Origin of the sequence: Aquicoccus sp. (genome assembly GCF_041686535.1) — a bacterium.
Lineage (GTDB): Bacteria > Pseudomonadota > Alphaproteobacteria > Rhodobacterales > Rhodobacteraceae > Aquicoccus.
Genome location: NZ_JAWLDS010000009.1, coordinates 14988 through 27222, shown reverse-complemented (window position 1 = coordinate 27222; position 12235 = coordinate 14988). Strand labels below are relative to the sequence as shown.

Here is a 12235-nt window from a genome sequence, read left to right as displayed (position 1 = left end):
AATAGGGTTCATTTCAGCCCCGCGGGCGATAAGGAAAAGAAGCGTGCAGTGAAGTGGACAGGTTTGAGGATACGATATGCGACATGGATTCACACAACAGCATCTTCGAATACATCCGCTGCCCCGGTTTCAGGGGCAGTTTCTTTTGTTCCATTGAAAAGATGGAAACCGGGTCGAGAAGATTGGATAAACGCAAATTGCATATGTGCATATCCAATTCGGCAATTTCCCTTTCCGGTTCGGAATAGATCACTTGTCAATTCGCGTCCTGGTCTTGACTTGTTCACGAAAAGGGCTTGGCACATTCTCACATTTTTGGGTCCATTTTCGACCGGCCCCGCCCCTATCTCAGCTTTTCCACAAGCCATCGCTCTATAGGGGTTTTTTGAGAGCGCTTCAAAAGCCGGGCAAGGTTGCGTCGCGCCATATTTTTTTTTCTTCATGTCTCCATTTTCCATTACAGCGCCAACTTAATGGATATGCTTCGGATAGTTTGACCGCTTGGCAGGCTGTCCGGGGTGGGTCGCGGTTTCACTTGGGGCTGGCGAGCCGGTGAGTTTTGTTCGCATGGACCTTGCTTGGGGTCAAGATGGCATCAGCCCGCTCGGTTCTTCCGGCAGCGCTGGAAACTCGGACCATGGCCGCGCAACTGACATCAACATGCCTGCGGCAAACCCGGTGCGGTTCATTTCTCTGGTGCGACCGGGATCGAAGCGCGGTCTGCCTTGCGCGGTTGATGCCCACGCAGTTCACGGTCACGCGGGCCGACCGGATCGGGCAGTTCGCGCAGTGCGAAGCGTTCGAGGATAACCCCCGTCCGCCCGGACGGGCAGTGGGGTGCGGCCGCTCAGAACCGCATCGCGGCGCGCCCATGCGCCGACTCGAAATCGATCACCGGCCCGATCGGCACGATCCGGTGCGGATTGATGGTCTCGTGGCTGTAATGGTAATGGCGCGTGATGTGATCCATATGCACCGTCTCGCGCACGCCCGGCCATTGATAAAGCTCGCGCGTGTAGGCCCAGAGGTTGGGATAATCCACGATCCGCCGCCGGTTGCACTTGAAATGCCCGTGATAGACCGCGTCGAACCGCACCAGCGTGGTGAAGAGCCGCCAATCGGCCTCGGTAATCCGTGCGCCCATCAGGTAACGGTTGTCCGAAAGATGCCGCTCAAGCCAGTCGAGCGTCTCGAACAAGGGCCCCACCGCCGCGTCATAGGCCGCCTGCGTGGTCGCGAACCCCGCCTTGTAGACCCCGTTGTTGAGCGTGTCATAGATCCGAGCGTTCGCCGCCTCGATATCGCCGCGCAGATCCCACGGCCAGTAATTCTCGCGATTGCCGGTGATGGCATCGAAGGCCGAGTTGAACATCCGGATGATCTCGGCGCTTTCGTTCGACACGATTGTTTCGGTCTCGCGATCCCACAGCACCGGCACCGTCACCCGCCCCGACATCTTCGGCTCGGCCTTGAGGTAGATCTCGCGCAGGTAAGCCAGGTCATAGAGCCCGTCCCCCGTCGCGCCGGGGAAATCGCTGGCAAAACTCCACCCGTCATCGAGCATGTCGGGATGCACCACGGACAGGCCGACGTGATCCTCCAGCCCCTTGAGCGACCGAAAGATCAGCGTGCGATGCGCCCATGGGCAAGCATGGGAAACGTAGAGGTGATAACGCCCGCTCTCGGCCTTGAAGCCGCCCGCACCGCTGGGCCCCGGGGCGCCATCGGACGTGATCCAGTTGCGAAACACCGCCGCGCTGCGCCGGAATGCCCCGCCCGAGGACTTGGTGTCATACCACCCGCTCTGCCACGTTCCCTCGACCAGTTGACCCATTGTCACTCTCCTTGCCCTTTGACCGCACCTATGCATTGCGTCGCATTTGTCCAAGCCTCGCCCCGCGCGCAGGATGCTGCGCGCTTGTGCACATCACCCGAAGAACGACAAATGTTATCTTGTTACGAAACACCGGGCCACCCGGATCAAGAGAAGCGGAGCGCATGGCTTCACACGACCTTAACTTGACTATTCGATCCTTCCGGTCAGACTTGTGATGAAACGGAATCGACCGCTGGGGGCCTCGCCGATGACCGAGTTTCTGACCGAAGAGTTGCGCGCCGGGCTGGAGCAGGCCCGCAGGCTCGCGGCGCGCAAGAATGGCCGCATGCGCGTCAAGGTGGGTGACGACACCTATCCCGTATTGCGTATCTGGAAGGACGGGTTCGCCCTCGATGCCGAGGACGCGCCGCATATGCGGGGGCTGGTCGATCTTTACGACGGCGCGCACCACAAGGCCCAATGCCTCGTCATCGCCTCCGAGAAAGAGGGGACCGAGATTCGCTATGAATACAAGCGCAGCACACAGGCCCATGACCATGCGCCGCTCGACTTCGCCCGCGAAGAGGATGCGCCGACCGGCCTGATCGAAGACGCGCGATAGATCACCCGCCAATACCGGTGCGCGCACCCGACAGGCCCCGCCCCGGGGGCCGGGCCGCGTGCGCGCGATGGCTCACTGCAGGTCGCCGAACGCAGCCTGCAGCCGCTCCACCGCCTCGCTCACCAGGGATCTTGGCGTGGCCAGGTTGAATCGCAGGAAATTCTCGCCGCCCGAGCCGAAGGTCGGCCCGTGATTGGCCGCGATCCGCGCAGTTTCTTCCACGCGCCGGGTGAACTCGTCCCGGCTCATCCCGGTGCCTTCGAAGTCCACCCAGGCGAGATATGTCGACTCGAGCTTCATCGAGTGCAGCCCCGGGATCGCGTTTACCCCCTCGTCGAACACCTGCCTGTTCCCGTCGAGATAGGCGCAAAGCGCGTCCACCCATTCCGCGCCCTCGGGGCTGTAGGCCGCCTCGGCCATCACCAGCCCGAAGGAATTGGGCGACATGCCCAGGCCCGCCATGCGCGCCCCGAACTGCGCGCGCAGCGCCTCGTCGGCGATGATCACGTTGCCCGAATGGCTCCCGGCGATGTTGAAGGTCTTGGTCGTGGCACTCATCATCACCAGCCGGTCGGACACGCCCTCGATCAGCGCCATCGGCGTATGCGTCTGCCCCGGCATCACCAGGTCGTGGTGAATCTCGTCCGAGACCAGGACCAGGTCATGCCGTTTGGCGAAATCCGCCACCTGTTCCAGCTCGACCCGCGACCAGACCCGCCCGCCCGGATTGTGCGGGCTGCACAGGATCACCATCTTTTCCGATCCGTCGAGGATCGCGTCATAGCTGTCGAAATCCATCTCGTAGCGGCCATCGCGGATCACCATCGGGCATTCCACCACCCGGCGATTGTTGGCTTTGATGACCTTGGCAAAGGCGTGATAAACCGGGGTGAACAAGACCACCCCGTCGCCCGGCTCGGTCCAGGTGTCCACGCACATCGCGGTGCCGTTCACCAGCCCATGGGTGGTGAAAATCCATTCCGGCTCGATCGACCAGCCATGGCGCGTCTGCATCCACCAACCGATCGCCGCGCGATAGGATGCATCGTCGCCGTAATAGCCATAGATCCCGTGATCGAGCATCCCCTGCAACGCGCGCTGGATCGCCGCCGGCGGGCGGAAATCCATGTCCGCCACCCACATCGCGATCCCGTCATCCGCCGGCACCCCGTAAATCTTTTCCATCATGTCCCATTTCACCGAATGGGTGCCGTGCCGGTCGATGACCTCGTCGAAATTCATCACGTCCTCCTTGATCGCGCCGCGTGGCTAGGTAATCTCATCAACAGGCGGGTGACAATCGCCTTTCCGCCAAACCACGATATTCCAGTGGATGCGTCGAAAATGGAAGCGGGTTCCGGCAATCGGGAGCATTGAGGAATACCTTCCCTATAATGGTTATCAATTCGGTATTATCTCCTCATCGCGCCCATCCGCGGCGCCGAGGTCATGACACGGTCCCGCCCTGCCTCGCCCGGGTCGCGCGCGACACCGTTGCAGATCGCCCCCGCATCGCCTAAATCATCCGCATGAAACGGCCCATCCTCATCCATCCCGATCCGCGCCTGAAAAAGGCCTGCGCGCCCGTGAGCGATCTTTCCGACGATCTGCGCGCGCTGGCCGATGACATGCTCGAAACCATGTATGACGCGCCGGGCATCGGCCTTGCTGCACCCCAGGTCGGCGTGCTCAGCCGCCTGATCGTGCTCGACTGCGTCAAGGAGGAGGGCGCCGCCCCCCGCCCCCTCGTCATGTTCAACCCCGAGATCACCGCCCGCTCCGACGAACAAAGCACGTACGAAGAGGGCTGCCTCTCGATCCCCGAGCAATATGCCGACGTCACCCGCCCTGCCGAGGTCTCGGTGAAATGGATCGACCGCGACGGCAACCCGCAGAGCGAGGATTTTTCCGGCCTCTGGGCCACCTGCGTCCAGCACGAGATCGACCACCTCGACGGCAAGCTCTTCATCGACTATCTCGGCGCGATGAAACGCCAGATGATCACCCGCAAGATGCAAAAGCTCAAACGGGAAAAGGCCCGCGCGTGAGCGTCCTGCCGATCCTCGAATGGCCCGACCCGCGCCTGTCGCAACGCTGCGCCCATGTCGGCCAGGAGGACATGCGCCCGCTCATCGCCGACATGTTCGACACCATGTATGTCGCAAAGGGCCGTGGCCTCGCCGCGCCACAGGTCGGAGTGATGAAACGGCTCTTCGTCTTCGACGCGACATGGAAGGACGGCGAAGGCACGCCCATGGTGATGATCGACCCGGTGATGATCGCCTGCGAACGCATCCCCGTGGTGATGGAGGAGATGTGCCTCTCGGTCCCCGGCCTCGCCGTCCCGGTCGAACGCCACAAGGCCGTGACCATGCAATGGACGGACGAAACCGGCGACATCCACATGGGCGATTTCGACGGGGCCGAGGCCCGCGTGATCCAGCACGAATTCGACCACCTCAACGGGATGCTTCATTTCGACCGGATCGCGCCCGAGTTGCGCGAAACGCTGGAAAAACCCTGGCTCGCTGACCACGCATGAGCGTCCGCCGCTGCATCCGCTGGCCCGACCGCCGCCTGCGCACCCCGGCCGACCCCGTGGCCGGGATCACCGACGACATCCACGCCATCTGGACCGACATGATCGACACGATGGAGGCCATGCCGGGCGTCGGCCTCGCCGCGCCCCAGATCGGCGTGATGCTGCGCCTCGCCGTGGTCGATGCCAGCGATGCGCGCGGCCAGGCGATCCGCATGGCCAACCCCGAGATCATCGACGCCTCCGCCATCCTGCGCGACCACGAAGAGGCCAGCCCCAACCTGCCCGGCGTCTCGGCCCGGCTCGAACGGCCGCGCGGCGTGACCGTGCGCTTCCTGAACGACGCGGGCGAGATCGAAACCCGCGACCTCGTCGGCCTCTGGTCCACCTCGGTGCAGCACCAGATCGACCACCTCGACGGAAAGATGTATTTCGACCGCCTCTCCCGGCTCAAACGCGACCGGCTCATCAAGCGGGCGCGCAAATTGAAATGACGGGACGAGGGGGCTATAGCGTGTCGCACCCTATCGAATTTTCTACGCCCGGCACCCCGCGAAGGATTTCCACGATGCGCATCATCTTCATGGGCAGCCCCGACTTCTCGGTCCCCGCACTCGACGCGCTGGCGGCCGCGGGCCATGACATCGTCGCGGTCTATTGCCAGCCGCCCCGCCCCGCCGGGCGCGGCAAGAAGGATCGCCCCACCCCGGTCCATGCCCGCGCGATGGAACTGGGCCTGACCGTCCGGCACCCGGCCTCGCTCAGATCCGCCGAGGAACAGGCCGCCTTCGCCGGTCTCGGTGCCGATATCGCCGTGGTCGTGGCCTACGGGCTGATCCTGCCCAAACCCGTGCTCGACGCACCGAAACACGGCTGCCTCAACATCCACGCCTCGCTTTTGCCACGCTGGCGCGGGGCGGCCCCCATTCATCGCGCGATCATGGCCGGCGATTCCGAAACCGGCATCTGCATCATGCAGATGGAGGAAGGGCTCGACACCGGTCCGGTGCTCTTGCGCCAGTCCACCCCCATCGGCCCCGAGGACACCACCGCCGATCTGCATGACCGCCTCGCCGCGATGGGTGCGGACATGATCACCGATGCGCTCACCCGCCTCGACCGGCTCACCCCCGAGCCGCAGCCCGAAACCGGCGTCACCTATGCCGCCAAGATCGACAAGTCCGAGGCCCGCATCGACTGGACCCGCCCCGCCCCCGAGATCGACCGCCAGATCCGCGGCCTTTCTCCCTTTCCCGGCGCATGGTGCATGTTGCAGGGCGAACGGCTCAAGCTGCTGGGCTCGCATATGGGGCAGGGCGAGGGGCCACCCGGCACCCTGCTCGACACGCCCCTCACAGTGGCCTGCGGCACGGGGGCAGTGCAGATCACGCGCTTGCAAAGACCCGGCCACAAGGCGCAGGATGCCGACAGGTTCCAGCGCGGCATCCGCCTCGAACCCGGCGCGCGGCTCGAATAAGGACCAACGCATGTTTCCCACCATCATGGGCACCGTCGTCATCGCAGGTATCATCGGCTACGCCTCCGAGAAATCGCGCTTCACCCATAACGGCGTCATCCCCTCGATCATCATCTGCGTCGGCGGCGCCTTCCTGTTCTATTTCGTCCGGCTGATGTTCGGCATCGGCTTCGGCTCGCCGGGCCTGAACGCCATCGTCTCGTCCATCGGTGCGCTCATCATCGTCCCCACCCATTTCCGAAAACGCTGAAAGGGGCCCCCATGGCCATCGTCTGGCTCATCATCATCGGCGCGGCGGCGGGGTTCCTCGCCACCCGGATCATGAACCTGGATACCGACATCATCACCACCGTGGCCATCGGCATCGGTGGGGCGCTGATCGGCGGGCTGATCCTGCGCGTCCTGCTGAGCGTGATGGGCTTCGCCGCCGGCTTCATCGGTGCGGTGCTCGGTGCGCTCCTGCTGATCTGGCTGTGGCAAACCTACGTCCGGCGCTGATGCGTCCGGGCGCATCGCGCCCGGACGGTTCTGCGCGGGCCCGACGATTTCGCTTGCAATGTTCGCTGCCATGCGTCATACGGCTCGTCGCAGATGTTATTCTTTTTCGACCCACTGTCTCCCTTCAAACGGCGTTCAGTCACTCGATCCAGACCGACGACGCCGGGTTGCCGCAATACCGTGGGCAACATCATTATTGGAGACTACGGACATGGCCAATGGCACCGTAAAATGGTTCAACGCAACTAAAGGCTTCGGCTTCATCGCACCGGAAACCGGCGGCAAGGATGTGTTCATTCACATCAGCGCGCTGGAGCGTTCGGGCCTCACCAGCCTCGCCGACGATCAGAAAGTGACGTTCGACGTCGAATCCGGCCGCGACGGCCGCGAGTCGGCCACGAACATCGCGCTGGCCTGACGCCTCTTCCCGATCACTCGGGATGACGTGAACGAACGCGGCCCCATCGTGGGCCGCGTTTTGCATTCGACGCCGGATTTCGCCGTCCGCGCCCGCCGCACACCGCACGCCGCGTTAACCCTTGCGACCCTGGGATGGTCCGTCGCCCCCCGACAGCCGGCCGGCAGCCGGATGGTGCACGGAAATCACCCCCCGGTTCGGCCCTGCCCACGGGGCTTTAACGATTTCGTGCGATCGGATAGGCATATATTGATATTTCCGCCCCGCATGACAAGATTCCAGTCATACAGAAGCACTTGGGACCGACCATGATCAACCGTCGCACATTCCTCACCGCCGTCGCCGCCAGCACCCTTGCCGCGCCTCATGTCGCTCGCGCCGCGTTCCAGCTCGACCCGGTGTTCGCTCCACAAACCGTAAAGATTTCAGCATCTTACACCCCCGGGCAACTCCTGGTTCTGCCCAAGGCCCATTTCCTCTACTACATCATCGAGCCGCGCAGCGCGTTGCGCTACGGTGTCGGTGTCGGCAAGGCCGGGCTGGAATTCACCGGCACCGCCACGATCGACGTGAAGAAGAAATGGCCCACATGGCGCCCCACCGACGAAATGATCGAGCGCGAGCCCGAGACCTATGCCGAGTTCAAGGATAACGATTACGTCCAGCCCGGCGGCCCCGGCAACCCGCTCGGCGCCCGCGCGCTCTATCTCTTCCAGAACGGGCGTGACACCTATTACCGCATCCACGGCACCACCGAACCCGGTTCGATCGGACGGTCCGTCTCGAATGGCTGCATCCGCATGATAAACGAACATGCAATCGACCTCTATGACCGTGTTCCGATCGGCACGAAGGTCACTGTCCTCTGACTTCTAAGGAGTTTTCCATGTCCTACACGATGGATCGCACGATCACCGACGCCGGGTTCGAAGAGGTCGACGCCCGCACCCGCAAGGCCCTGATGGATGCCGGCTTCGGCGTGCTGACCGAGATCGACGTCAAGGCCACGATGAAGAAAAAACTCGACAAGGACATGACCGATTACCGGATCCTCGGCGCCTGCAATCCGGCTCTCGCATGGGAGGCAATTGGCCATGAACCCAAGCTTGGCACGATGCTGCCTTGCAACGTGATCCTGCGCAGCACGGATGCCGGGGTCGAGATCTCGGCCGTCGATCCGATCGCGTCGATGGCTGCCATCGACAATGAGGATCTCAAGAAGGTCGTCACCCGGGTCCGCGAGATGCTCGACAAGGTCGTCGCGGCGGTCTGACCCGGCTCACACCCTAAGCCCCGTCGACTCAGCCGCTCCGGCCCGCCGGTGGATCGCCGCCCAGGCACCGACGCTGCGGTTTACCTTTTGTAAACTGCCGTGGTATAAACCTGAAGTTGAAACGCACAGGCTAGGTTCCCGTCACAACTCAACCCCGATCGCGCCATATTTACGGCGTATTTGCGATCGAGATTGTAAAAGGGGGCTCGAAGGCGGTCAATGAAAGGTTGGCATATGGCAATTGTGGTGATCATCCTCTCCGGTGTCCTTGGCATTGTCGCTTCGATTGCGGCACTCGTCTTCGCCGACGTGACCTGGTTTCAGGCCCTGATGATCTATCTTGTCGCCTGCATTACCCCGGCAGCGCTGGTCATGGCTGGTGCGTATGTACACACGCTGATCGTCCGCAGCATCAATGTTCCCGACACCATGCCCGGTGTCATCGCACGCTCACAGAGCACACGCTGAACGCCGCGGTCAGAACGCGCTTTTCACCCAGTTCACGATCTGCGCCGCCGGCATCGCGCCGGATTGCCGCGCCTTTTCCCGTCCACCGACAAAACCGGCCATGGTCGGAATACCGCGTATGCCGTAGGTCGCCCCAGCCTTGGGATGCGCCTCGGTGTTGAGCTTGACCAGACGCGCTTGACCACCAAGCTCTTGCGCCGCCTTGGAAAATTCCGGCGCCATCATTCGGCAGGGGCCACACCACGGCGCCCAGAAATCCACCACCAGCGGCAGATCGTCATTCCGCGCGGCCTTTTCCAGCGTCGCCAGATCGATCTCGGCCACCTTGCCCGGGATCAGCCGCGCCCCGCATGTGCCACATTTCGCCCCTGTGCCCAGCCGTTCCGCCGGCACCCGGTTCACCTGCCCGCACTCCAGACAGGTCAGTTTCATGGATTGGGCCATGTCAGCCTCCTGATCTTACATTCAAAAGACAATATATGACATGATCCGGCAAAGAAAAGCCCCGCAATCGGCTAAAATACCCGGTCGGTGAGGTTCTGCCGCCCCGCGATGATCGGCTTGAGGACCTCTGCCAGGTCGGGCTCGGCCGCCATCATCGCCTCCAACTCGTCCAGACGGTTCGTGGCCACCAGTTGCAACGCATCCTCGCGCAGCCGACCATCGGCCCGGCGCGGCAACCGGACCACCGGCTGAACCAGGTCCGCCTGCGCCTCGCTCACCCGCGCGCGCAAACCCGCATGATCCAGATCGGTTTCGGCAAAGGCATAAAGCCCCACCCCCCGCGCCGGCAGCGCATAGGTAAAGAGCGCCACTTCGCGCACTCCGCCCCCCGCCATCAGCCCTGCGCGCACCGCCGCGCCGTCGCGTTCGATCCGGTCCTCCGTACCCTCTCCGTCCGACCAGTTCATCAGCCGCCGGGTCACGAGATTATAGGCCCGCTTGCCCGTCGCCATCCACAGCTGCGTCGGCCAGGCCTTGCGCTCGAGCATCCGCCGCTCCGATGCGGTCAGAAGATGCGGCGCGTAGCGGCGCTTCTGTTTCAGCAGGTGGCGCAGGTCCTCCCGCGCCATTACCTTGAAAATCTTGCCCTTCCGCCGATGAACCGAGGCCAGTTGAAAGTCGATCACCGCCGCCCGGCCCTCGGGCGTCATCAACCAGTTCTGCGGCTTGGCGATGTCGTTATGCGTGACCCCCCGCCGCCGCATCTCGCGCAAGAGCCGCTTGGCATCGCGATACCATTCCGCGTGATCCGGCTTGGCCAGTTGCAGGGGTGTTCCCTGCGACCAGCTGCGCAACAACCCCTCGCGATCCACCCGCAAGAGCGCGGGCACCCCCTCGATCCCGTCCACCGCGCGCAGACCGGCGATCTCGCGCCGGGCCAGGACCCACGCCACCGGGCGCGCCCACCACGGCACCCCGTCAAGCTTGCGCAGAACCACCTTCAACTCCGGCCGTTCGGCCAGGTGCCCCGATATGGTTTCCGAGAACACGTCACGTTTGTGCACCGTCTCGGCAACGAATGTGATCGTGGTCTCGGTCATCGTGCACCCAAAAGAAAATCCGGGGCCGTGATAGCCCCGGATCATGTCGCAGTCCATCCGATTGGATCAGTCGTTCTCGTTCGACCAGCCCGAAACCGCCTTCACTTCAAGGAAATCCTCGATGCCAAAGACACCGCCTTCGCGGCCATTGCCCGACTGCTTCATCCCGCCGAAGGGCGCCCCGGCACCGCGCGGCTGGCCATTCATCTCGACCATGCCCGAACGCAAGCTGCGCGCCATCCGGTTGAGCCGTGCGCCGTCCTGCGTCTGGACATAGTTGGTCAGGCCATAGGGCGTGTCATTGGCAATCTCGATCGCCTCTTCCTCGTTCTCGAAGGGGATGATCGACAAGACCGGGCCAAAGATCTCTTCCCGCGCGATCCGCATCTGGTTGTTGACGTCGGCAAAGACGGTGGGCCGGACGTAATACCCCTTGTTGAGGCCCTCGGGCCGACCGGTGCCCCCGGCGACAAGGCGCGCGCCTTCGTCGATCCCGACCTGGATCAGGTCCTGGATCTTGTTCCACTGGGTCTCGTTCACCACCGGGCCGATATGGCGGCCTTCCTCGTGGGGGTTGCCGACCTTGATCGAGTTGGCCACGCTGGCCGCCTCTTCCACGACCTGATCGTATTTCTCGCGCTGGACCAGCATCCGGCTGGGCGCGTTACAGCTCTGGCCCGAGTTGTTCATCATGTGGATGACGCCACGCTTGACCGCCTTTTCATCGGCATCGGCAAAGATCACGTTGGCGCCCTTGCCACCGAGCTCGAGATGCACTTTCTTGAGCGTATCGGCCGCGGCCTTGGAAATCAGGATACCGGCCCGGGTCGAGCCGGTGAACGACACCATGTCGATCCCCGGATGCGCCGAAAGTTGGCTGCCCACGCCTGCACCATCGCCGTTCACGAGGTTGAACACACCTTTGGGGAAACCTGCCTCGTCGATCATCTCGGCAAAGAGCATCGCATCGAGCGGCGTTTCCTCGCTGGGTTTGAGGATCATCGTGCAACCGGCAACCGCCGCCGCGCCCACCTTGAGCGTGATCTGGTTCATCGGCCAGTTCCACGGCGTGATCAGCGCCGCAACGCCCACCGGCTCATAGATGATCCGGTCATTGGGGGCATGATCGCCCAGCGGGCGGATCATCTCGAACCCCTTGGCCGCGCGCACGAAATTCTTGAGGTGACCATAGCCCGCGCCCCATTGCTGGGTCTTGGACATCTCGATGGGCGCACCCATCTCCATGGTGATCGTCTCGGCCATTTCCTCGGCGCGGGCCTTGTAGATCTCGATCAGCTTTTCCAGAAGCGCGATACGCTCTTCCTTGGGGGTGGCCATCCAGCCCGGGAAGGCCGCCTTGGCCGCGGCCACCGCCGCATCGGTATCGGCTTGCCCGCCAAGCGAGATCACCGCCGCAGGCTCTTCGGTCGAAGGGTCGATCACGTGATGCTCGCGGCCCTCTTTGGGGTCCACCCACTCACCGTTGATATAAAACTGACGCTTTTCGATCATCTGGTCTCTCCCATTCGTGCTGAGGGCAGAACTGCCCGGGAATCCGGTCTGCGGCACTCTGTCACTCA

The 12235-nt window shown here is 63.1% G+C and carries 17 protein-coding genes; 11 read left to right on the top strand and 6 right to left on the bottom strand.

Features of this window, described 5'->3' with window-relative positions:
- Nucleotides 1–89 precede the first annotated feature (89 nt).
- Nucleotides 90–443 carry a hypothetical protein gene (locus ACESL9_RS03775; protein WP_372614014.1) on the bottom strand — a complete coding sequence of 118 codons (354 nt, stop codon included), beginning with the start codon at nt 441–443 and terminating at the stop codon, nt 90–92.
- A 404-nt stretch (nt 444–847) separates the two neighbouring features.
- Entirely contained in the window at nt 848–1834 is a 987-nt protein-coding gene (locus ACESL9_RS03770; protein WP_372614012.1) for a glutathione S-transferase family protein, read from the bottom strand.
- Nucleotides 1835–2084: 250 nt separating this feature from the next.
- On the opposite strand from ACESL9_RS03770, the gene ACESL9_RS03765 reads away from it, so the two are divergent.
- Complete coding sequence (locus tag ACESL9_RS03765; protein WP_372674524.1) at nt 2085–2438, top strand: hypothetical protein; 354 nt, start codon at nt 2085–2087, stop codon at nt 2436–2438.
- Nucleotides 2439–2510: 72 nt separating this feature from the next.
- Here ACESL9_RS03765 and ACESL9_RS03760 read toward each other — a convergent pair whose 3' ends face one another.
- Nucleotides 2511–3680: a MalY/PatB family protein gene (locus tag ACESL9_RS03760; protein WP_372614008.1), complete on the bottom strand. Its 1170-nt coding sequence runs from the start codon at nt 3678–3680 to the stop codon at nt 2511–2513.
- 287 nt (nt 3681–3967) lie between these two features.
- Here ACESL9_RS03760 and def (ACESL9_RS03755) point away from each other — a divergent pair, with 287 nt between their 5' ends.
- The 10 genes from def (ACESL9_RS03755) (at nt 3968) to ACESL9_RS03710 (ending at nt 9111) form a co-directional block, all read left to right on the top strand.
- Nucleotides 3968–4486 (top strand): peptide deformylase, encoded by a 519-nt coding sequence (def, locus tag ACESL9_RS03755; protein ID WP_372614006.1) that lies wholly within the window; start codon nt 3968–3970, stop codon nt 4484–4486.
- Complete coding sequence (def, locus tag ACESL9_RS03750; protein ID WP_372674523.1) at nt 4483–4980, top strand: peptide deformylase; 498 nt, start codon at nt 4483–4485, stop codon at nt 4978–4980. Before def (ACESL9_RS03755) ends, def (ACESL9_RS03750) begins: the two co-directional genes overlap by 4 nt.
- Nucleotides 4977–5471 carry a peptide deformylase gene (gene def, locus ACESL9_RS03745; protein WP_372614002.1) on the top strand — a complete coding sequence of 165 codons (495 nt, stop codon included), beginning with the start codon at nt 4977–4979 and terminating at the stop codon, nt 5469–5471. The genes def (ACESL9_RS03750) and def (ACESL9_RS03745) overlap by 4 nt, the downstream gene beginning before the upstream one ends.
- Before the next feature lie 74 nt (nt 5472–5545).
- On the top strand, nt 5546–6454 hold the full coding sequence (gene fmt / locus ACESL9_RS03740; RefSeq protein ID WP_372614000.1) for a methionyl-tRNA formyltransferase: 909 nt from the start codon (nt 5546–5548) through the stop codon (nt 6452–6454).
- A gap of 10 nt (nt 6455–6464) precedes the next feature.
- A complete protein-coding gene (locus ACESL9_RS03735) occupies nt 6465–6704 on the top strand; it encodes a hypothetical protein (protein WP_372613998.1) in 240 nt (79 codons plus the stop codon).
- 11 nt (nt 6705–6715) lie between these two features.
- A complete protein-coding gene (locus ACESL9_RS03730) occupies nt 6716–6952 on the top strand; it encodes a GlsB/YeaQ/YmgE family stress response membrane protein (protein WP_372613996.1) in 237 nt (78 codons plus the stop codon).
- A gap of 211 nt (nt 6953–7163) precedes the next feature.
- Complete coding sequence (locus ACESL9_RS03725; protein ID WP_372613994.1) at nt 7164–7370, top strand: cold-shock protein; 207 nt, start codon at nt 7164–7166, stop codon at nt 7368–7370.
- 308 nt (nt 7371–7678) lie between these two features.
- A complete protein-coding gene (locus ACESL9_RS03720; protein ID WP_372613992.1) occupies nt 7679–8239 on the top strand; it encodes a L,D-transpeptidase in 561 nt (186 codons plus the stop codon).
- 17 nt (nt 8240–8256) lie between these two features.
- Nucleotides 8257–8643, top strand: coding sequence for a DUF302 domain-containing protein (locus tag ACESL9_RS03715; RefSeq protein WP_372613990.1), 387 nt, complete (start codon nt 8257–8259; stop codon nt 8641–8643).
- A 234-nt stretch (nt 8644–8877) separates the two neighbouring features.
- Nucleotides 8878–9111 carry a hypothetical protein gene (locus ACESL9_RS03710; RefSeq protein WP_372613988.1) on the top strand — a complete coding sequence of 78 codons (234 nt, stop codon included), beginning with the start codon at nt 8878–8880 and terminating at the stop codon, nt 9109–9111.
- Nucleotides 9112–9120: 9 nt separating this feature from the next.
- Here ACESL9_RS03710 and trxC read toward each other — a convergent pair whose 3' ends face one another.
- From trxC to ACESL9_RS03695, 3 genes are all read right to left on the bottom strand, one after another.
- Nucleotides 9121–9555: a thioredoxin TrxC gene (gene trxC / locus ACESL9_RS03705; protein ID WP_372613986.1), complete on the bottom strand. Its 435-nt coding sequence runs from the start codon at nt 9553–9555 to the stop codon at nt 9121–9123.
- A 71-nt stretch (nt 9556–9626) separates the two neighbouring features.
- Complete coding sequence (locus tag ACESL9_RS03700) at nt 9627–10655, bottom strand: serine/threonine protein kinase (protein WP_372674522.1); 1029 nt, start codon at nt 10653–10655, stop codon at nt 9627–9629.
- 66 nt (nt 10656–10721) lie between these two features.
- Nucleotides 10722–12167: an aldehyde dehydrogenase family protein gene (locus ACESL9_RS03695; RefSeq protein ID WP_372674521.1), complete on the bottom strand. Its 1446-nt coding sequence runs from the start codon at nt 12165–12167 to the stop codon at nt 10722–10724.
- Nucleotides 12168–12235 lie beyond the last annotated feature (68 nt).

What these genes read in the sequence shown, in the direction of transcription:
- ACESL9_RS03775 (WP_372614014.1), bottom strand. Translation starts at nt 443, where the DNA reads ATGAAGAAAAAAAAATATGGCGCGACGCAACCTTGCCCGGCTTTTGAA.
- ACESL9_RS03770 (WP_372614012.1), bottom strand. Translation starts at nt 1,834, where the DNA reads ATGGGTCAACTGGTCGAGGGAACGTGGCAGAGCGGGTGGTATGACACC.
- ACESL9_RS03765 (WP_372674524.1), top strand. Translation starts at nt 2,085, where the DNA reads ATGACCGAGTTTCTGACCGAAGAGTTGCGCGCCGGGCTGGAGCAGGCC.
- ACESL9_RS03760 (WP_372614008.1), bottom strand. Translation starts at nt 3,680, where the DNA reads ATGAATTTCGACGAGGTCATCGACCGGCACGGCACCCATTCGGTGAAA.
- def (WP_372614006.1), top strand. Translation starts at nt 3,968, where the DNA reads ATGAAACGGCCCATCCTCATCCATCCCGATCCGCGCCTGAAAAAGGCC.
- def (WP_372614002.1), top strand. Translation starts at nt 4,977, where the DNA reads ATGAGCGTCCGCCGCTGCATCCGCTGGCCCGACCGCCGCCTGCGCACC.
- fmt (WP_372614000.1), top strand. Translation starts at nt 5,546, where the DNA reads ATGCGCATCATCTTCATGGGCAGCCCCGACTTCTCGGTCCCCGCACTC.
- ACESL9_RS03735 (WP_372613998.1), top strand. Translation starts at nt 6,465, where the DNA reads ATGTTTCCCACCATCATGGGCACCGTCGTCATCGCAGGTATCATCGGC.
- ACESL9_RS03730 (WP_372613996.1), top strand. Translation starts at nt 6,716, where the DNA reads ATGGCCATCGTCTGGCTCATCATCATCGGCGCGGCGGCGGGGTTCCTC.
- ACESL9_RS03725 (WP_372613994.1), top strand. Translation starts at nt 7,164, where the DNA reads ATGGCCAATGGCACCGTAAAATGGTTCAACGCAACTAAAGGCTTCGGC.
- ACESL9_RS03720 (WP_372613992.1), top strand. Translation starts at nt 7,679, where the DNA reads ATGATCAACCGTCGCACATTCCTCACCGCCGTCGCCGCCAGCACCCTT.
- ACESL9_RS03715 (WP_372613990.1), top strand. Translation starts at nt 8,257, where the DNA reads ATGTCCTACACGATGGATCGCACGATCACCGACGCCGGGTTCGAAGAG.
- ACESL9_RS03710 (WP_372613988.1), top strand. Translation starts at nt 8,878, where the DNA reads ATGGCAATTGTGGTGATCATCCTCTCCGGTGTCCTTGGCATTGTCGCT.
- trxC (WP_372613986.1), bottom strand. Translation starts at nt 9,555, where the DNA reads ATGGCCCAATCCATGAAACTGACCTGTCTGGAGTGCGGGCAGGTGAAC.
- ACESL9_RS03700 (WP_372674522.1), bottom strand. Translation starts at nt 10,655, where the DNA reads ATGACCGAGACCACGATCACATTCGTTGCCGAGACGGTGCACAAACGT.
- ACESL9_RS03695 (WP_372674521.1), bottom strand. Translation starts at nt 12,167, where the DNA reads ATGATCGAAAAGCGTCAGTTTTATATCAACGGTGAGTGGGTGGACCCC.